Genomic DNA, 18,346 nt, shown 5'->3' with positions numbered 1-18,346 from the left:
GGAGCTTTCCTGAGAACGCCGCGGCGCGGTCCGGATCCCGGGGGGATCCGGGTGATGAGCCTTACCTGAGGTGGTGTTCGTCCGGTTCGTCAGGGAAGATGGATCCAGACGTGGAGGGGAGTATTCCTTCGCGGCGGTGTCGTCAGCACGGCGGTCCTGCGGGACACCCGGCACCGTCGGCCGGTGTCCCACCGGCGGAAGAGACCTCCGGCTAGCTGCTGTTGCGCGCTAACCGGAGGTATTGCGTACATGAGTGTTCCCGTGTGGCTGTGGGCTGCCACGGTGGCGGGCCTGCTGGTCCTCATCGCCGTCGACCTGGTGATCGTCGACCGCAAACCGCATGAGGTCACCACTGGGGAAGCGGCCAGGTGGGTCGTGTTCTACGTCGGTTGCGCGGTGCTGTTCGGCATCGGCGTCTGGGTTCTCGCCGGGCACGACTACGGGGTGCAGTTCTTCACCGGATACATCACCGAGTACTCCCTGTCGGTGGACAACCTGTTCATCTTCATGATCATCATGGCGTCGTTCCGGGTGCCGGCGATCCACCAGCACCGGGTGCTGCTGATCGGCATCCTGCTCGCGCTGGCCATGCGCAGCGTCTTCATCGCGATCGGCGCCGCGCTCATCGCCCAGTTCGTGTGGGTGTTCTTCCTGTTCGGCGCGGTGCTGGTGTGGACGGCGATCAGCCTGGTCCGCGGTGACGACCACGACGAGGAGTACCACGAGAACGCGGTCGTGCGCTGGATCCGCAAGCTCTACCCGGTGACCGAGGACTTCCACGGTCACCGGATGACGCTCAAGCGGGACGGCAGGCGGTGGCTGACCCCGATGTTCGTGGTGATCGTCGCGATCGGCAGCGCGGACCTGCTCTTCGCGGTCGACTCGATACCGGCGATCTTCGGCATCACCCAGGAGGCGTTCCTGGTGTTCACCGCCAACGCGTTCGCGCTGATGGGCCTGCGGCAGCTGTACTTCCTGCTCGGCGGCCTGGTGAAGAAGCTGGTCTACCTGTCCTACGGGCTGGCCGTGATCCTCGCCTTCATCGGCGCGAAGCTGATCCTGCACGCGCTGCACGAGTACCACGCGGTGCCGGACTGGCTGGACATCGGCAACTGGGTGTCCCTCGGCGTGATCGTGGTCGTCCTCGCCGTCACCACCCTGTTCAGCCTGGCGAAGGCGAAGCGCGACGAGAAGACGGAAGCTCTTAGCGAGGCTAACGAAATCAGGTAGGTTCGGGGCATGCGTCCTTCGGATCTCGAACTCGTCGCCGTGCCCGGTCCGCCCGCGCTGCACGGCACCCTGCTGCTGACCGCGGTCGCCACCCCTGACCTCGGCGGCAACACCTACCGCAGCGCGTTGTGGCGGGCCCACCCGGACGGCGGGCCGGCCCGGCAGTGGACCCACGGCGAGCGGGACAGCGCTCCCGCCATCTCGCCGGACGGCCGCTGGGTGGCCTTCCTCCGGGCGGAGGACAAGGGCAGGCCCCAGCTCCACGTGATGCCGGCCGACGGCGGGGACGCCCGGCGGATCACCGATCTGCCGCTCGGCGCCGGCGCCCCGGTGTGGGCACCGGACTCCCGCCGCATCGCCTTCACCGCGCGACTGCCCGAACCGGGCCGCTACGGCACCCCGGGGGAGGACGGCGAGGTCGTCGAACCGGATGCGGAGGCGCCCCGCCGGATCACCCGCTACGACTACCGGCTGGACAACGTCGGGTTCCTGCGTGACCGGCCGTCGCGGCTGTTCGTGGTCGATGCCACCGATCCGGGTGAACCGGAGCCGCTGACCGACGACCGGGCCGACGTGTCCGACCCGGCTTGGTTGCCCGACGGCTCGGCCCTGCTCGTCGTGGCACCGCGCGAGTGGGGCACGACCGACACCGGGGAGAGCGACCTCTACCGGGTGCCCGCCGGTGGCGGCGAACCGGTGCTCGTGGTGCGCACCGCCGGCAGCGCCGCCAAGCCCGCCGTGTTCGACGACGGCACCGTCTACTACTACGGCGCCGAGTTCACCTGGCCGCACGCCGTCGCCCGCAACCCCGGAGTGTGGGCGGCGGAGCTGCCCGCCGACGGCGAGCCGGCGAAACCACGGCGGCTGACCGATGCCGAGTCGGTGTACTGCGCGGCCGACGTCCCGCCGGCGCGGTTTCGCGACCAGGTCCTGGTGGCCGTGCTCAACCGCGGTGCGGTCGAGCTGCGCGGCGTGCCCCGGGACGCCGACCGGGTGCCGCTGGACGGGCTGGACCGGCTGCTCGGCGACCGGTGTGCGGTGCGCTCGTTCGCCGTGCACGGGGAGCGGATCGCCGCGGTGGTGGCGCGGCCGGACAGCTCCGGCGACGTGGTGCTGCTCGACGGCGCCGGGCAACGGGTGCTCACCGACTTCTCCGAACCCTTGCGGGGCAAGGGGATCCGGCCGGCCGAGGAGCTGACGGCCACCGCACCCGACGGCTACCCGGTGCACGGCTGGCTGGTGCGGCCGGACGGCGACGGGCCGCACCCGGTGCTGCTCGTGGTGCACGGTGGGCCGTTCGCCGCCTACGACTGGGGCCTGTTCGACGAGGCGCAGGTGTACGCCTCGGCCGGATACGCGGTGGTGATGGGCAACCCGCGGGGCTCGGCCGGCTACGGCGAGAGCCACGGTCAGGCGATCGTGCACGGCCTCGGCACGGTGGATGTGGACGACGTGCTGGCCTTGCTGGACGCGGCCCTGGCACGCGAGGACCTGGACGCCTCGCGCGTCGGCGTCATGGGCGGGTCCTACGGCGGGTTCATGACCACCTGGCTCGCGGCCCACCACGGTTCGCGGTTCCGGGCCGCCTGGAGCGAGCGGGCGGTCAACGCGTGGGACTCCTTCACCGGCAGCTCGGACATCGGCTGGTACTTCAGTGCGGCCTACGTCGGTGCGGACCCGGTGGTGCAGCGCGACCGCAGCCCACTGACCTACGCCCACCAGATCGGCATCCCGTTCGCCGTGGTCCACTCCGAACACGACTGGCGGTGCCCGGTCGAGCAGGCCCAGCGGCTGTTCGTGGAGCTCAAGCGCAACGGCGCGGCGGTGGAGATGCTGCTCTTCCCCGGCGAGGGCCACGAGCTGAGCCGGTCCGGCAAGCCACGGCACCGGCTGCAGCGCTTCGCCTCGATCCTGGAGTGGTGGTCGCGCCACTTGTCGTGACGAGCCGAACCGGCCCGCGGGCGGGCCTGCCCGCGGGTCAGTTCAGCAGCACGTAGTTGAGCTCCTCGCACACGCGTGCCAGCGGCACGTCCAGCCCGGGGTGGTCCAGCGGCAGCAGGATGTCCGGCGCCAGCGGGAGCGCGTCCCCGGCCGGTGGGTCCCACAGGCACAGCGCGGGCGATCCGCCGTCCATCGACGAGCGGTACCACAGCCCGTCGAGGCCGTCGAACGCCGTGCGGATCGCCCGCGCCCACGCCTGTGTGATCTTCTTCGGCCCGCTGGAGATCTCCTGGGAGGCGCCGACCCGGGTGGGCCACAGACCGGTCAGGTCGAGCAGCCGCAGCGGCCGTCCCGGCCGCACCACGACCAGCCGCGGGACGCGCGTCTTGCGGTCGACCAGCGACGTCGTCTGGAACACCTCGGCCACGCTCGTCCGCACGGTGAGCCCGAAGTACAGCACCCCGTGGCCGGAATCGGTGACCGGGCCACCGTCGCGACCCGGTGGCTGGGGGTCGAACCGCCCGTGCGGCAGCGGGCCGGTGTAGCGGAACGTGTTCCACTGCTGCGGGTGGGTGCCGCCGGTGCTGAAGATCCGGACCAGCCGCTGGGTGGGCGGCACGGTGACGAGGTCGGTTTCCGCGCGCAGCGCGGCGACCAGTTCGGCCCGCGCGGGCGGCAGGGGAAGACGTGCCATGAGCTGGTGCTGCGGCCCTCAGAACGGGGTGCCGAGGGTGGCGGCGAGCGCGGCGACCGGCGCGGGGTCGCCCCCGGCGAGCAGCCACTGGCGTGGGGTCACCGGATGTCCGCCGATCTCCAGGTCCGGCTGGGTGCTGTTCATGAACGCGGCCACGACCAGCGCCGGCTGGTCGTCGGGCACGGCGGCGAGGACCAGGTCCAGGCCCGGCAGCGGCTCACGCTCGCCGAACTGCCACAACGGCAGCCGCCATCCGCCCTGGTCCTTCCAGCCGGTCAGGCGCCGCTCGGCGAGCCGGTGCCGGATCCGGCTCGGGTCCACGTCGAGCCGCTGCGCGGCTTCGGTGACCGTGAGGGCGGACTCGGCCAGCACCGCGTGCGCGGCGACGGACGCGGCGCGGCCGTCGGCCTCGTCGTCCCGGCGGGGTGAGAGGTCGAGCCCGGCCGCGGTGAGTGCGGCGCGCTGGCTCGCGCCGAAGAACGACGCCGGATCCGGGTGCGGCGGGGACAGCCGGCGGGCGGCGTCCTCGACCAGCGACAGGAAGTCCTCGGCGTCGATCCGGAGACCGGCCTTGGCGAGGACGTTCTCCAGCGCGACCGTCATGCGCCCGAGCATAGCCCGGCGTGCGGATTCGTGCGCGCCGGGGGAAACCGACCGGAGTGGACGGTACCTCGTCCACTCTTGACATGTGTCGCCGGTCACCCTAAGTTCGGCCGGGTAATCGATTTCTCGCAGCGTGGCGAGGGGGACGAGATTGGACGCGGAGGCGCGGCCGCCGCTGGTCGAGCTCGCCGGGGTGAGCAAGTCCTACGGCGGGATCCACGCGGTGCGCGGTGTCGATTTCACCGTCCGCGCCGGCGAGGTGCACGCGCTGCTCGGGGAGAACGGCGCGGGCAAGTCCACCCTGATGAAGGTGCTCGCCGGCGAGGTCGGCGGGTACCGGGGCGAGATCCGCGTCGGCGGCGCGCCCGCCCGGTTCGCCGGTCCCGCCGACGCGCAGCGCGCCGGGGTCGCGATGATCCACCAGGAACTCGATCTCGTCCCGGCCTTGCCGGTGGCGGAGAACGTGTTCCTCGGCCGGGAACCACGCACCCGCCTCGGCACGGTGGACCGTCGCCGGATGCGGCGGGACACCGTGGCACTGCTCGACCGCATCGGGATCGCGCTCGACCCGCGGCGGCCCGTGGAGCAGCTGCGCACCGGTGAGCAGCAGCTGGTCACCATCGCCAAGGCGCTGTCCCTGGACGCGCGGATCCTCGTCATGGACGAGCCGACCTCGGCGCTGTCCGCGCCCGAGATCGACCGGCTGTTCGCGGTCATCGCGCAGCTGCGCGGCGGCGGTGCCGGCATCGTCTACATCTCGCACCGGATGGACGAGATCGGCCGCGTCGCCGACCGGGCGACCGTGTTGCGCAACGGTGAGGTCGTCGCCGAGTTCGACGCCCGGGCGCTGACCGCGCGCCAGGCGTCCGAGGCGATGGTCGGCAGGCCGGTCGAATCGGTGTTCCGCACCGGTGGCGGTGCGGGCGCGGGGGAGGAGCTGCTCCGGGTCGAGGACCTCGTGGTGCCGTCGCGGCGGCCGGGCCGGCGCGACCCGGCCGGCATCAGCCTGACCGTGGGACGCGGCGAGATCGTCGGCGTGGCCGGCCTGCTCGGGTCCGGGCGGACCGAACTGCTCGAGACGATCTACGGCGTCGGCGGACGCTTCGCCGGGCGGATGCTGTTGCGGGGAAAGGAGATCCGGCCGCGCAGCCCGCGCGGCGCGCTGCGGCTCGGGCTGGCGTTCGTGCCGGAGGACCGCCGCGTCGCCGGACTGGCGCTGGAGCACTCGGTGCTGGCCAACACCGTGCTGTCCGTCGTGGACCGGATCGCACGGGCCGGGGTGGTGTCCCGCCGGCGGGAACGCGGCGCGGCGAAGGAGATCGTCGAGCGGCTCGGCGTAAAGCTCGGTTCGCTGCGCGACCCGGCCGGGTCGTTGTCCGGTGGCAACCAGCAAAAGGTCGTGCTGGGACGCGGCCTGCTCACCGATCCCGCGCTGCTGTTGCTGGACGAGCCGACCCGTGGCGTCGACGTCGGCGCGAAGGCCGAGATCTACCGGCTGCTCGGGGAAGCGGCGGACCGGGGCGTGGGGGTGCTGCTCGCGTCGTCGGAACCGGCCGAACTGATCGGCGTGTGCCATCGCGTCGTCGTGCTGCGGGACGGGCGCAGCGTGCGGGAACTGGACGCGGCGAACACCAGCGAAGCGGAGCTGCTGGCGTTCTCGATGGGCGAGGGGGCCGTCGAGGACCTGGTGGCGGAAGGGACGTCATGACCCAGGCCAAGGTGGCCGCGCTGCCCGGGTCCGGGCGTCCCGGCGGCGGTGTGCTGGCGACGCTGTTCCGATTCCAGAGCCTGTTCGGCCTGGTGCTGGTGTTCGCCGCGGCGGTGGTGTACTCGCCGAGCAAGAACGGCGAGCTCGTGTTCCTGGATTCGGGCAACCTGTTCAACGTCGTCCGCTCGATGTCGGAGATCGGGATCCTCGCGGTCGGGATGACGCTCGTCATCCTCATCGGCGGCATCGACCTGTCCGTCGGCTCGGTGCTCGGCCTGGCCAGTGTCGGTTCGGCGGTGCTGCTGACCGGGAACGACCTCGGCCTGGTGCCCGCCGTGCTCGCGGTGCTGGCGATCGGCCTGGGATTCGGGCTGCTGCAGGGGATCGCGATCACGTCGTTCGGCATCCAGGCGTTCGTCGTCACGCTCGCCGGCATGCAGATCGCCCGCGGGCTCGCGCGCATCTGGTCCGGCGGGCAGGGCGTGTCGATCACCTACGGCGACCGGCCCGGGCAGGCACCGGTGACGTTCTCGCTGCTGGGGGAGCGCACGTTCGACGGGCTGGTGCCGATCCCCGCGCTGATCTTCGGAGTGGTCGCGGCGCTGGCCGTGGTGCTGCTGCGGGTCAGCGCGTTCTCCCGGCACGTCTACGCGATCGGCGGCAACGAGAAGGCTGCGCGCCTGTCCGGGGTGCCGGTGAAGCGGGTCAAGATCGTCGTGTTCGGACTGTGCGGGCTGCTGGCCGCGCTGGCCGGGATCGTGCACGCCGGGCAGCTGAACTTCGGCGGCCCCAACGACGGCGCGATGTACGAACTGGACGCCATCGCCGCCGTGGTCATCGGCGGCACGAGCCTGATGGGCGGGCGCGGCTCGGTCGTCGGCACGGTCGCCGGTGCACTGCTGGTGGGCGTGCTGCGCAACATCCTGGCCCTGAACAACGTGGACTCCAACGTCCAGTTGCTCGTCATCGGCCTGGTCATCGTGCTCGCCGCGGGGTTGCAGCGCCTGCGCCCGGCATCGGTTGCCTGACGAGAGGGAAAGCGCATGAAGAAGTCCCGGGCCATGGCCGCGGCGGGTGTGTGCCTGCTGCTCGCCGCCTGCGGCACCACGCACGAGAACGCCGGCGCCGGCGGCGGCCACGGCGCGCCGGCGAAGTGCGGTGCCGACGGGAAGTACACGATCGGGATGAGCCAGGCCAACGTCGCCGAACCCTACCGGCAGCGGATGAACGACGACATCCGGTCGGCCGTCGCGGCGGTGCCGCAGTTCGCCGTCGACTTCGCCGACGCCGCGCAGGACAACTCCAAGCAGGTCGAGCAGGTGGACACGTTCCTCACCCAGCAGATCGACCTGCTCATCATCAGCCCGAACGAGGCGACCCCGCTGACCGCGCCGGTGAAACGCGCCTTCGACAAGGGCATCCCGGTGCTGGTGCTGGACCGCAAGGTCGACGGGGACGCCTACACCTCGTTCATCGGCGCGGACAACACCGGCATCGGCAGGCAGGCCGGCGAGTACTTCAAGAACGTGTTGCTGCCGCACGGCGGGAAGATCGCCGAACTGCGCGGGCTGGCCGGGTCCACCCCGGCGCGGGAACGGCACGACGGGTTCATGCAGGGCATCGACGGCTCGAAGATCGAGATCGTGGCGGCCCAGGATGCCGACTGGCTGCGCGACAAGGGACAGCAGCAGGCCGACGCGATCCTCCAGGCCCACCCCGACATCCAGGGGATCTACTCGCAGAACGACCCGATGGGGGAGGGCGCGCGGATCGCGGCGCAGAACGCCGGCCGGCCCGACCTGCCGATCACCGGGATCGACGGGCTGCCGATCGAATCCGGCGGGCTGAAGGCGGTGGAGGCGGGCCGGCTGTCGGCGACGTTCGTTTACCCCACGGGCGGCCGGGAAGCCGTCGACACGGCGAAGCGCATCCTGCTGGACTGCGGGCAGGTGCCCAAGACCCAGACGCTGCCGACCAGGCTGGTGACCAAGGAGAACGCGGCCGCCACCTACGCGGAGCTGAACACCGGCTCCTGACTCCCCGCACCCCCCGCACGCGCCGCTCACCGGTATTGGCCGCCCCAGCCGCCGTGTTCGCCGCCCCGGCCGCCGTGTTGGCCGGTGCGGTCGCCGTGTTCGCCACACCTGGGTCGCGCTGGCCTTCCGGGTGCGCGCGCGAAGGCGAACCGCCGTCAGGCGCGGTGGCTCGAGCCCCGCTCGATGAGCTGCGCCTCCAGCGTCGTGGCTGTCGGGGGCAGGGTGCCGTCGGCGATGCGGGCCAGCAGCAGCCGCGCGGCCTCGGCGCCGATCTCGTAGGCCGGTTGCGCCACCACGGTCAGCGGCGGGTCGATGAGCGTCGCCCACGGGACGTCGTCGAACGCCACCACGCCCACGTCGCGCCCCAGCCGCAACCCCTCGGCCCGCAAGGTCTCCAGCACCCCGATCGCCATGGCGCTGTTGGCGACCAGCAACGCGTCCGGCGGCTCGGCCCCGGCCAGCAGCTCGCGCGTCGCCGCCGCACCGCCGGCCGCGCGGTACTCCGCCCGCCGTTCCCGCCGTTTGCGGCGCCCGAGCGCGGCCCGGTATCCGGCGAGCCGGTCGTCGGCCGTGCGCACACCTGCCGGCCCCGTCACGCACCCGACCCGCCGGTAGCCCGCCGCGATCAGGTGCTCCGTCGCGGCGCGGGCGGCGGCGCGCGAGTCCACCAGCACCTGATCGCCGGTGCCCGCCCGCAGCGGCCGGTCCACCGCGACCACCGGGGTGCCGCGCCGCAGCAGCATCTCCACCCCGGCCCACTCGTCGGTCGGCGAGATGACCACCCCGGCCACCCGCTCCTGCAGCGCCACGTCGATGTAGCGGCGTTCCTTCTCCGCGTTCTCATCGGAGTTGCAGAGCACCACGGAGTAGCCGGCCGTCTGCGCCACGTCCTCGACGCCCCGCGCGATCGCGGTGAAGAACGGGTTCTCCACGTCGGAGATGACCAGTGCGAGGACGGCGGTCTCCTGGCGGCGCAGGTTCCGCGCGAGCCCGTTGGGCCGGTAGCCGAGCTCCTCGGCCGCCGCGCGCACCCGCGCGACCAGCACCGGATCCACTGTGGACACGCCGTTCAGCGCGCGGGACACCGTGGCCGTCGACACGCCCGCGTGGTGGGCCACGTCGCTGATGGTCGCCACCCGCGACCTCCCGTCTTCCGTGCCGCTCACGCGGGCTCCGGGCCGCTATTGACACCGCCCGGGGTCCAGAATAGCGTCGTGAGTAATCGATTACCCGCCCGAGGAGGCAGCGGTGGCCCGCATCGGCGTGATCAGCATTTCCGACGGGCGTGACCACGTGCACGCGCGCAACGCCCGGTTCATCCAGTCCAAACAGGACGATCTCGTACGGTCGCTCACCGCGGCCGGGCACGACGTGGTGGCGGGCTCCGACCTGATCGCGACCAACACGCTGGCCTCGTCGGTCGCCCGCGAGGTCGCCGCGGCCGGGGTGGACGTCACCGTCTTCTACTACGCGGTGTGGAGCTTCCCGCACTTCACGATGCTCGCCGCGGACGCCACCAGCAGCCCCCTGATCCTCGTCGCGAGCACCGACCCCACCGAACCGGGCCTGGTCGGCATGCTCGCCGCCGGTGGCGCGCTGGACCAGATCGGCCGTGCGCACACGCGGTTGTGGGGCGCCCCGGACGACGCGGATCTGACCGAGCGGATCGGCGCGCACGCCCGTGCCGCGGCCGCGGTCGCTTCCCTGCGCGGGTCGACCTTCGGCCGCTTCGGTGGCCGGCCGATGGGGATGAACACCGCGGTGGCCAACACCGACCAGTGGATGCGGCGGTTCGGCATCGACGTCGAGGAGATCGACCAGTACGAGCTGGTGCTGCGCGCCGAGAAGGCCGACGTGGGTGAGGCCGCCAAGGCCCGCCGGTGGCTCGAGGACCACGCCGCCGGGGTGCACTACGACGGTTCCAAGCTCACCCCGGAACTGCTGGAGCGGCAGATCCGCTCCTACCTCGCCATCCGCGACATCATCGCCGAGCGCAACCTGGACTTCTCCGGGATCAAGGGCCAGCCCGAGCTGACCGAGCACTTCGCCACGATGGACGTCACCGAAGCGCTCCTCAACGACCCCTACGACTGGGACGGCCCCAAACCGGTGCACGTCACGGCCACGGAGGCGGACATGGACGGGGCGCTCACGATGCAGCTGATGCACCGGATCTCCGGCACTCCCGTCCTGTTCGCCGACGTGCGTCACTACCACGCCGACCGCGACATCTGGGACCTGTGCAACTCCGGCCAGCACGCCACCTGGTTCGCCGCGCGCAGCGACGACCCGGCGGTGAACCTCGCGAAGGTCCACCTCTACCCGGAGGTGTTCTTCTTCCCGGCCGGTGGCGCCTCGGTGCAGCACATCGCCGCGCCCGGGCAGATGACACTGGGGCGGCTCACCCGGCGGGCGGGGGAGTACCGTCTGCAGCTGATGCTGGGCGAGTTCGAGAACTACGACGACGAGACCAACGAAGCGCTGATGCGGCAGTCCACGCCGGAATGGCCGCACGCGTGGGCGCGCCTGGACGTGCCGGCGGAGAAGTTCCTGTCCGAGTTCGGGGCCAACCACATCCACGCCATCCCGGGTGACCGCCGTGCCGAGCTGCGTGCCGCGGCCGGTCTGCTCGGCGTCGAACTGCACGAGTGGTCCCGTGGCTGAGGACCTGCTGCTCGGCATCGACATCGGGACGTCCAGCTCGAAGGGTGTCCTGGTCACCCGCGACGGTGAGATCGTCGCCCGGGCGTCACGGGCGCACGAGACGTCCTACCCGCACCCCGGGTGGGTGGAGCACGACGCGGAGGCGGTGTGGTGGCAGGACTTCCTGGCGCTGACGCGGGAGCTGGTCGCGGCGGCCGGTGAGCGCCGCCTCGCCGCGCTCGCGGTGAGCGGCATCGGCCCGGTGCTGCTGCCCGCCGACTCCTACGGGCGGCCGCTGCGCCCGGCCATCCTGTACGGGGTGGACACGCGCGCCTCACGCGAGATCGAGGAACTGACCGCGGAACTGGGCGCCGACTCCATTCTGGAGCGCGCGGGCACGGCGTTGTCGTCGCAGGCGGTCGGCCCGAAGTGGCGGTGGCTCGCCCGGCACGAGCCGGAGGTGTTCCGGCGCACCCGGCTGTTCCTCATGTGCAGCTCCTACCTGGTCCACCGGCTGACCGGCGAGTACGTGCTGGACCACCATTCCGCCAGCCAGTGCGACCCGATGTACGACCTGCGCGCGGGCGACTGGGCGAGCGACTGGGCGGAGCGGTGCGCGCCCGGGGTCGAGATGCCGCGGCTGGTCTGGCCGACCGAGGTGGCCGGCACGGTCAGTGCGGCCGCCGCGGCGGAAACCGGTCTGCCGCAGGGACTTCCGGTCACCGCCGGTACCGTCGACGCGTGGGCGGAGGCCGCCAGCGTTGGGGTCAGCGAGCCCGGCGACACGATGGTGATGTACGGGACGACGATGTTCCTGATCCAGGTGCTCGCCGACCCGCGGCCGCACACCGGCCTGTGGACCACCTGCGGCGCCTTTCCAGGCACGTACTCGCTCGCCGCGGGCATGGCCACGTCGGGGGCGATCACCGACTGGCTGCGCCGTCTCGTCGGCGGCGACTTCGCCGCACTGGTCGCCGAGGCGGCCAAAGTGCCGGCCGGCAGCCGAGGGCTGTTGCTGCTGCCGTACTTCGCGGGGGAGCGGACCCCGCTGTTCGACCCGGATGCGCGGGGCGTGCTCGCCGGGCTGACCACCGCGCACGGCATCGGCGAGCTGTACCGGGCCGCGCTGGAGGGTATCGCCTACGGCGTGCGGCACAACCTGGAGGCGATGCGCGACTCCGGCGGTGCGGCCGGCCGCCTGGTCGCGGTCGGCGGCGGCACCCAGGGCGGGCTGTGGACGCAGATCGTCACCGACGTGACCGGTGCCGAGCAGCAGGTGCCTGCCGAGACGATCGGCGCGGCGTTCGGGGACGCGCTGCTGGCGGCGGTCGCGATCGGCGCCGAACCGGATGCCGCGCGGTGGAACCCGGTCGCCGGGACGGTGCGCCCGGACCCGGCCGCGGTGGAGATCTACGACCGGTTCTACGAGCGGTACCGCGCTCTCTACCCCGCCACGAAGGACATCACGCACTTCCTGGCCGAGCGGCAGCGGGCGAGCGAGCACTGACCTCGTCCCGTGCCTCGGGGGGCCGCCCGCCGCATACCGGTGGTCGCCGGAACCTGCGGGACCGACGCCGTGGACATGGGGAAGTCCGCAGGTCAGCCCGTTGCACTACCCCAAACGGGTGAAAAGCCGATGACGGTGTACACCGCAGGTAACGATTGGTGCTCGGCTCGCGAGGAATGGTTGACGCGCTCGGTGGAAGCGCGGAGAGCCGAGAGAAGACGACGCCATGGGTGTTGTTCCCACCGTGCGCCCCAGTCCGGGACCGCGGCGGCCGCTGGCCAGCTCGATGGCGGTGTTCGCCGCCCTCGGCGTGGTCCTGACGGTCGGCCTCACCTCGCTGCTCGTGGCGGGCCAGCGGTCCACCGATCCGGAGGTGGGCTCGCTGAGCGGCGCCGGCGCACCGATCGTGGCTCCGGGCGCACCCGCCCCGGAGGTGTCCTACCAGGTCACCTACGAGCTGACCGGTGGGGCGCACGCGCTCAACGTCACCTACGTGGCGCAGGGCGCCGACATCGCGCAGGTTCTGGACACCCGCACGCCGTGGTCGGCGTCCCTGGTGCGGACCGGGGCGCAGGGTGCCCACCAGTACTTCAGCCTCACCGCGCAAAGTGCCGGTGGCGGCCTGCTGACCTGCCGGATCGTCGTCGACGGCGTGGTGGTCAGCGAGCGGTCGGTGTCGGCGCCGCAGGGGATGGTGCGCTGCTCGAAGTCCCTGCCCTGACTCCATCCCGGCCGCGCGCGTGGTCGCCGGAGCGGGCGGGCGCCCGGCCCGGTGAGGCACGATCGTCCGCGTGAACGGAGCGACCCTGCACGCCGGCCCTCTGCTGGCCGTCGTCCTCGTCGCGCTCGTGGTGGCCGGTGCGCTCGCGGTCTGGCTGGGGCGGCTCGGGCCGGGCTGGGCGGTGGTGACCGCGGCGGGGCGCGCTGTCACCCAGCTCGCCGCGGTGTCGCTGCTGATCACCGTGGTGCTGCGGTCGGGCTGGTGGACCGGGCTGTTCGTGCTGCTGATGTTCACCGTCGCCGCCGTGACCTCGACCCGCCGGGTCGGGCTTCCGCTGGGACGGTTGCCGTGGGTCGCGCTGGCCCTGGCGAGCGGGGTGCTGCCGGTGCTCGCGCTCGTACTGGGGCTCGGTGTGGTGCCCCTGCGGCCGATCGCGGTCGTGCCGATCGCCGGCATCGTCATCGGCGGCACGATGACCGCGACCTCCCAGGCCGCGCGGCGGGCCCTCGACGAGCTGACCGCGCGGCGCGGCGAGTACGAGGCCGCCCTCGCGCTCGGGTTCCTGCGGCGCGCCGCGGCACTGGAGATCTGCCGCCCGACCGCGGGCCAGGCGCTGATCCCGGCGCTCGACCAGACCCGCACCGTCGGCCTCGTCACCTTGCCGGGCGCCTTCGTCGGCGTGCTGCTGGGCGGGGCCGGGCCGGTGCAGGCCGGGGTGACGCAGGTGCTGGTCCTGCTCGGCCTGCTGGCGGCCGAGTCGATCGCGGTGCTGGTGACCGTCGAGCTGGTCGCGGCGGGACTGATCGATCGCCGCTAGCGTGGACGCATGACTGTTGCGGACTTGCTGATCGACGGGTTCGGCCGCATCCGGGAGGTCGTGCACGGGGCGGTCGACGGGCTGACCGCGGACCAGCTCGCCGAGCGTCTCGACCGGGACGCGAACTCGGTCGCGTGGCTGGTCTGGCACCTCACGCGGGTGCAGGACGACCACATCGCCGACCTGGCCGGTACCCGCCAGGTGTGGACCGAGCAGGGCTGGCACGACCGGTTCGGGTTGCCGTTCGGCCGGGGCGCGACCGGCTACGGCCACCGGTCGGAGGACGTCGCCGCGGTGCGCGCCGAAGCCAAACTGCTCACCGGCTACCACGACGCGGTGCACGACTCGACGGTGGCGTGGCTGCGCGGGTTGCGCGAGCCGGAGCTGGACCGGGTGGTCGACGAGGCGTGGGACCCGCCGGTGACCCTGGGCGTCCGGCTGGTGAGCATCCTGTCCGACGACCTGCAGCACGCCGGCCAGGCCGCGTTCGTCCGTGGCATCGTGGAGCGCCGCTAGGACGGGATGTCCCTCGCCGCATCGCCCCATTGGGTGGCCACGAGCCGCGCACTGTGGCATGCCCGCGGTATCCCGGGTGAAACCCCAGTCGCAGTAGCGAAACCGGATGTCCGAAAAGGACATCGAGGCGACCCGGGGTGTTCCGCGCGGCTCATCCGAACAGCGGCCGGGATCGCGTGTCCGGCCGTTGCCGGCGTGAAGGGCCTGCAGGACTGGTAGCCCGGGCTTCACGAATGGCACGCCCGCTCCAGCCGGTACACGAACGAGGGCGCCGCGGACGCCGGTCCGAACCGGCTCGCACCCGGGCCGGTCATGCCGCTCGGCGCGGGCTGCAGGACCTGTGGCGGCGCACGGCGGAACCTGGGACGTGGCCCTGTGCCTGGCCCGGATCCGGCACCTGACCGCGGGGCCACCGGAGCCGTGCGGCACCCGGGCGTTGCGCGAGCTGGAGACCGCGGCGCAGGACTACACCTGTGTCGTCAACGACCTGTTCTGCGTGCGGCCCGGCCTCCGGTGCCGCACGGGCTCCGGTCACGTTCGCCGGCCGGCCTCGTGTGCTCCGCGCACCGCCAGCCGGTCGGCGCGTTCGTTGTCGGGATGGCCCGCGTGACCCTTGACCCAGTGCCACTGGACCTCGTGGTGGCCGATCGCCGCGTCGAGGCGCTGCCACAGGTCCGCGTTCTTCACCGGCTCCCGCGCCGCCGTCTGCCAGCCGTTGGTCTTCCACCGCGGCATCCATTGCAGGACACCGTTGCGGACATAACTCGAATCGGTGTACACGCGCACCACCGACGGCCGCGTCAACGCCTCCAGCGCGCGGATCGGCGCCATCAGCTCCATGCGGTTGTTCGTCGTCGTGCCCGGCTCGGCTCCGTAGAGCTCCTTCTCGTGCTGCCCGTACCGCAGCACCGCGCCCCACCCGCCGGGCCCGGGGTTTCCGCTGCACGCGCCGTCCGTGTAGATGTCCACGACCGGCCCGTCCTCCTGCACGCGCGAGAGCGTAGCAGCGCCCGCACCACCGGCTCGGTCACGGATGAGCGGGAGTCACCAGGGCGCCCGGCCCACGCTCTGCTCGGCCACGTGCCGGAGCACGACATCCTCGGCGGGCTCGTCGGAGTGCGGCAGGCTGTACAGCATGCCGGCCGCCCGCAGCGCACGCTCGACCGGGCGGGCGCCGGTGCCGGTGACACGCAGCGCGACACCGCGCCGCGCGGCGGCGTACTGCGTCTCGACCAGCACGCTCAGGCCCGCCGTGCCGAAGAAGCTGACCTCGGACAGGTCCAGCACGAGGAGTGTCACCGGGCCGCGGAAACGGCGGCTGAGCACGTCCGCCAGCTGTGGTGCGCTGGCCAGGTCCACATCGCCGCCGACCTCGACGAGCAGCGTGTGCCGCTCGGGCTGGGACACGTCGACGGTGAACGGCATCGCTTCCGGGACGTCCTTCGCCCGCGGAACGGGGATGCCCCGCTGGACCGGTGCGGGACGGGTTTCCGGAGGAGCCATGAGCACGGCCTCCACACTGCGCGGCAAGCGCCTGTCGGGTAGCTCCGAACGGCTACTTGCTCAACCGTGGGTCCGAGCTTACCCGTGCTTCCCCGTTTCGGCGAGGCCGCCCGGCGCTGGTCAGCGGCCCGTGAGCGGCCCGGTCGTGCCGTGCCGGTGCGTCAGCGGGCCCCCTTCGTCCAGCCGTCCCGGCCCGAACAGCACGCCCGCCGCGGCCATCCGGAACCGAGCGGCACGAGGCCGGGGTCCCCGGGCACCGGTGTCGACCTCGGCCCGGCGATGCTCGCCCCGGCGGTCCTGTCGGCCGTACGGAACCGATCCCGGTGATCACCAGCCCCGCTGCCGCCACTCGGCCAGCTTCGGCCGCTCCGCACCCAGCGTCGAGTCGTCCCCGTGCCCCGGGTAGAACCAGGTTTCGTCCGGGAGCCTGTCGAACACCCGGGACTCCACGTCGCCGATCAGGGACTCGAAGTCCGCCGGTGTGGCCGTCTTCCCCACGCCGCCGGGGAAGAGCGAGTCCCCGGTGAACAGGTGCGTGCTGCCGTCCGCATCGCGGTACAACAACGCGATCGAGCCGGGGGTGTGCCCGCGGAGGTGAATCACCTCAAGAGTGCAGTCACCCACCGTGAGCGTGTCGCCGTGTTCGACCAGGAAGTCCGGCGGCACGGGCAACACGGATGCGTCCAACGGGTGAGCCGCCGTGTTCGCACCGTATGCGCCGGCGACGGCGCCGAGCGCCTGCCAGTGATCGGGGTGCTGGTGCGTGGTGACGACCGTGCGCAGCGCCGGACGGTCCGGGCCGTGGCCCACCAGATCGGAGATCCGCTCCGGGTCCGCCGCGGCGTCGATCAGCAGCGCCTCGTTCTGCCGGCGGCAAACCAGCAGGTAGGCGTTGTTGTCCATGGGCCCGACCGACAGCTTGGTGATGGTCAGGGCGTCCAGCACGCGCCGGGCCGCGTCCCCGCCCGGCTCGACGTGGCCGGTGTAGTCCTCTACGACGTTCACGGCGCCAACGGTAGTCGCCGCGCGACAACCCGTTCCACCCGTTCAGGTTGGTCTCAGAAAGGTAACGTAGGCTCCGCTGCGTCCCCGACCCGATCTTGTGAGACGCCCGAAACAGTGCCGAGTTCCCTCCCCGAAACCCCCCAGCGCAGGAGCACCCGACGCATCAGCTGGGACGCGGTGCGCGTCCTCGCCGTCCTGTCCGTGGTGCTCGGGCACATCACGCACCAGGGTCCGCTGGCCCACCCCGAGCTGAACGACTACCCGGTCCGGATCAGCGCCCAGTTCGGCGCGGCGATCCTGATGGTCGTCTCGGCGTTCTTCGTCTGCCAGACGATCCGGCGTGGCGGCACCGGCAGGTGGATGTGGAAGAAGACCGCGCGGCTGCTCCCGCCGTACCTGGTCGCGGTGGTCGTCACCTACTTCGTGATGCGCGGGGCGGACGCCTCGTTCAACGGCCAGGGGTTCGGTGGCGGCTGGTGGGACACGCTGTTCGGCCCCACCAGCGACGGGGTGGCGTGGGCGAGCTCGTGGTACGTCCCGGTCGGCTGGGACCTGCTCGTCAACCTGACCATGATCCAGAGCTGGCACGCGGGTTTCATCTGGCTCGACGGCTCCTACTGGACGCTGCCCGTGCAGCTCATGGTCTTCGCCGGTGCCGCGCTGCTGTGGTCGCGCACCCGCTGGTTCCGCTCGCCGCACGCCGCCCGGCACGCGAAGCTGCTGCTGTGGGCGATGACGCTGGTGCCGCTGGTGCTGCGGTTCTGGGTCCTGGGGGTGAACAACCCGTCACCGTGGGCGTTCTCGCTCGTGTTCGGGTTCGGGCTGCACCGGCTGCACGCGTTCGCCGCGGGAATCGCGGTGTGGCTGTGGTCGCGGGACCGGATGTCCACGCCGCACCTGGCCCTGCTGCTGGCCGCCGCGGTCGCCGCCCAGGACCTGCACCTCTACCCGTTCCACGTGGCGCTGCCCACCGACCCGGCGCGGCTGCCCTCCGACATCGGGTTCGCCGTGGTGCTGGTGCTGGTGTGCGCGGCGGCGAAGGGCCCGGACTGGACGTTCCTGCGGCCGGTCGCGCCGGCCATCGGGTGGCTGGCCGGAATTTCCTACGGTGTGTACCTGTTGCACCAGGAACTGGGCTACATCCTGGCCAAGGCGCTGCAGCTCGCGGGTCTGCCGGGCTGGGCGCGGCTGCCGCTCGTGCTGGGGGCGGCGATCGGCGCCGGATGGCTGCTCACGAAGCTCGTCGAACGGCCGGCCCACCGCTGGCTGACCACGCCGCGCGTCACCGCGCCGTCACCGCGGAGGGCTCCGGACGACCTCGTCGGTGAGGAGCCGAACGGTCCGGCTCCGGTTTCTGTCGGTGGGTCGTCCTAGCATGGATGCGGCTGGCTGATCCGGCCGTCACATTCCAGGAAGGGACCT

17 protein-coding genes are annotated in these 18,346 nt (G+C 72.3%); 11 read left to right on the top strand and 6 right to left on the bottom strand.

Annotated elements, in window-relative coordinates:
- Positions 1–249: 249 nt before the first annotated feature.
- Positions 250–1,230, top strand: a complete 981-nt coding sequence (locus FHX45_RS05265) for a TerC family protein (protein WP_167097148.1) — start codon at positions 250–252, stop codon at positions 1,228–1,230.
- 9 nt (positions 1,231–1,239) lie between these two features.
- Positions 1,240–3,171 carry a S9 family peptidase gene (locus FHX45_RS05260; protein WP_167097146.1) on the top strand — a complete coding sequence of 644 codons (1,932 nt, stop codon included), beginning with the start codon at positions 1,240–1,242 and terminating at the stop codon, positions 3,169–3,171.
- Between the two features lie 37 nt (positions 3,172–3,208).
- Here FHX45_RS05260 and FHX45_RS05255 read toward each other — a convergent pair whose 3' ends face one another.
- Positions 3,209–3,865: an RES family NAD+ phosphorylase gene (locus FHX45_RS05255; protein ID WP_167097144.1), complete on the bottom strand. Its 657-nt coding sequence runs from the start codon at positions 3,863–3,865 to the stop codon at positions 3,209–3,211.
- Positions 3,866–3,883: 18 nt separating this feature from the next.
- Entirely contained in the window at positions 3,884–4,468 is a 585-nt protein-coding gene (locus FHX45_RS05250) for a DNA-binding protein (protein WP_167097142.1), read from the bottom strand.
- Positions 4,469–4,619: 151 nt separating this feature from the next.
- Between FHX45_RS05250 and FHX45_RS05245 the strand changes: the two genes are divergently transcribed.
- The 3 genes from FHX45_RS05245 to FHX45_RS05235 are packed head-to-tail and all read left to right on the top strand — an operon-like array spanning position 4,620 to position 8,212.
- Positions 4,620–6,176 carry a sugar ABC transporter ATP-binding protein gene (locus FHX45_RS05245; protein WP_167097141.1) on the top strand — a complete coding sequence of 519 codons (1,557 nt, stop codon included), beginning with the start codon at positions 4,620–4,622 and terminating at the stop codon, positions 6,174–6,176.
- Entirely contained in the window at positions 6,173–7,204 is a 1,032-nt protein-coding gene (locus FHX45_RS05240) for an ABC transporter permease (protein ID WP_167097139.1), read from the top strand. Before FHX45_RS05245 ends, FHX45_RS05240 begins: the two co-directional genes overlap by 4 nt.
- A 15-nt stretch (positions 7,205–7,219) precedes the next feature.
- Positions 7,220–8,212: a substrate-binding domain-containing protein gene (locus FHX45_RS05235; RefSeq protein WP_167097137.1), complete on the top strand. Its 993-nt coding sequence runs from the start codon at positions 7,220–7,222 to the stop codon at positions 8,210–8,212.
- A 155-nt stretch (positions 8,213–8,367) separates the two neighbouring features.
- Here the strand turns inward: FHX45_RS05235 and FHX45_RS05230 are convergent, their stop codons facing one another.
- Entirely contained in the window at positions 8,368–9,348 is a 981-nt protein-coding gene (locus tag FHX45_RS05230) for a substrate-binding domain-containing protein (protein WP_167108448.1), read from the bottom strand.
- A gap of 112 nt (positions 9,349–9,460) precedes the next feature.
- Between FHX45_RS05230 and FHX45_RS05225 the strand changes: the two genes are divergently transcribed.
- From FHX45_RS05225 to FHX45_RS05205, 5 genes are all read left to right on the top strand, one after another.
- Complete coding sequence (locus FHX45_RS05225; RefSeq protein WP_167097135.1) at positions 9,461–10,876, top strand: L-fucose/L-arabinose isomerase family protein; 1,416 nt, start codon at positions 9,461–9,463, stop codon at positions 10,874–10,876.
- A complete protein-coding gene (locus FHX45_RS05220) occupies positions 10,869–12,362 on the top strand; it encodes an FGGY family carbohydrate kinase (RefSeq protein WP_167097133.1) in 1,494 nt (497 codons plus the stop codon). Before FHX45_RS05225 ends, FHX45_RS05220 begins: the two co-directional genes overlap by 8 nt.
- Positions 12,363–12,588: 226 nt before the next feature.
- A complete protein-coding gene (locus FHX45_RS05215) occupies positions 12,589–13,083 on the top strand; it encodes an MmpS family transport accessory protein (RefSeq protein WP_243868928.1) in 495 nt (164 codons plus the stop codon).
- A gap of 70 nt (positions 13,084–13,153) precedes the next feature.
- Positions 13,154–13,900 (top strand): ABC transporter permease, encoded by a 747-nt coding sequence (locus FHX45_RS05210; protein WP_167097131.1) that lies wholly within the window; start codon positions 13,154–13,156, stop codon positions 13,898–13,900.
- A gap of 9 nt (positions 13,901–13,909) precedes the next feature.
- On the top strand, positions 13,910–14,416 hold the full coding sequence (locus FHX45_RS05205; RefSeq protein ID WP_208405811.1) for a mycothiol transferase: 507 nt from the start codon (positions 13,910–13,912) through the stop codon (positions 14,414–14,416).
- 531 nt (positions 14,417–14,947) lie between these two features.
- On the opposite strand, the gene rnhA is transcribed toward FHX45_RS05205, so the two are convergent.
- The 3 genes from rnhA to FHX45_RS05190 form a co-directional block, all read right to left on the bottom strand.
- Complete coding sequence (gene rnhA, locus FHX45_RS05200) at positions 14,948–15,406, bottom strand: ribonuclease HI (protein ID WP_167097129.1); 459 nt, start codon at positions 15,404–15,406, stop codon at positions 14,948–14,950.
- Positions 15,407–15,460: 54 nt separating this feature from the next.
- Entirely contained in the window at positions 15,461–15,919 is a 459-nt protein-coding gene (locus FHX45_RS05195) for an STAS domain-containing protein (RefSeq protein WP_208405810.1), read from the bottom strand.
- Between the two features lie 327 nt (positions 15,920–16,246).
- Complete coding sequence (locus FHX45_RS05190) at positions 16,247–16,924, bottom strand: MBL fold metallo-hydrolase (RefSeq protein WP_167097127.1); 678 nt, start codon at positions 16,922–16,924, stop codon at positions 16,247–16,249.
- A 114-nt stretch (positions 16,925–17,038) separates the two neighbouring features.
- On the opposite strand from FHX45_RS05190, the gene FHX45_RS05185 reads away from it, so the two are divergent.
- Complete coding sequence (locus tag FHX45_RS05185) at positions 17,039–18,298, top strand: acyltransferase family protein (protein ID WP_167097125.1); 1,260 nt, start codon at positions 17,039–17,041, stop codon at positions 18,296–18,298.
- The last annotated feature ends 48 nt before the right edge of the window (positions 18,299–18,346 follow it).

Source organism: Amycolatopsis granulosa, assembly GCF_011758745.1.
Classification (GTDB): domain Bacteria; phylum Actinomycetota; class Actinomycetes; order Mycobacteriales; family Pseudonocardiaceae; genus Amycolatopsis_E; species Amycolatopsis_E granulosa.
The sequence above is the reverse complement of the archived record's forward strand: the minus strand, read 5'-3'. Positions and strand labels throughout refer to the sequence as shown.

What these genes read in the sequence shown, in the direction of transcription:
- FHX45_RS05260 (WP_167097146.1), top strand. Translation starts at nt 1,240, where the DNA reads ATGCGTCCTTCGGATCTCGAACTCGTCGCCGTGCCCGGTCCGCCCGCG.
- FHX45_RS05205 (WP_208405811.1), top strand. Translation starts at nt 13,910, where the DNA reads ATGACTGTTGCGGACTTGCTGATCGACGGGTTCGGCCGCATCCGGGAG.
- FHX45_RS05240 (WP_167097139.1), top strand. Translation starts at nt 6,173, where the DNA reads ATGACCCAGGCCAAGGTGGCCGCGCTGCCCGGGTCCGGGCGTCCCGGC.
- FHX45_RS05255 (WP_167097144.1), bottom strand. Translation starts at nt 3,865, where the DNA reads ATGGCACGTCTTCCCCTGCCGCCCGCGCGGGCCGAACTGGTCGCCGCG.
- FHX45_RS05215 (WP_243868928.1), top strand. Translation starts at nt 12,589, where the DNA reads ATGGGTGTTGTTCCCACCGTGCGCCCCAGTCCGGGACCGCGGCGGCCG.
- FHX45_RS05195 (WP_208405810.1), bottom strand. Translation starts at nt 15,919, where the DNA reads ATGGCTCCTCCGGAAACCCGTCCCGCACCGGTCCAGCGGGGCATCCCC.
- FHX45_RS05265 (WP_167097148.1), top strand. Translation starts at nt 250, where the DNA reads ATGAGTGTTCCCGTGTGGCTGTGGGCTGCCACGGTGGCGGGCCTGCTG.
- FHX45_RS05235 (WP_167097137.1), top strand. Translation starts at nt 7,220, where the DNA reads ATGAAGAAGTCCCGGGCCATGGCCGCGGCGGGTGTGTGCCTGCTGCTC.
- FHX45_RS05250 (WP_167097142.1), bottom strand. Translation starts at nt 4,468, where the DNA reads ATGACGGTCGCGCTGGAGAACGTCCTCGCCAAGGCCGGTCTCCGGATC.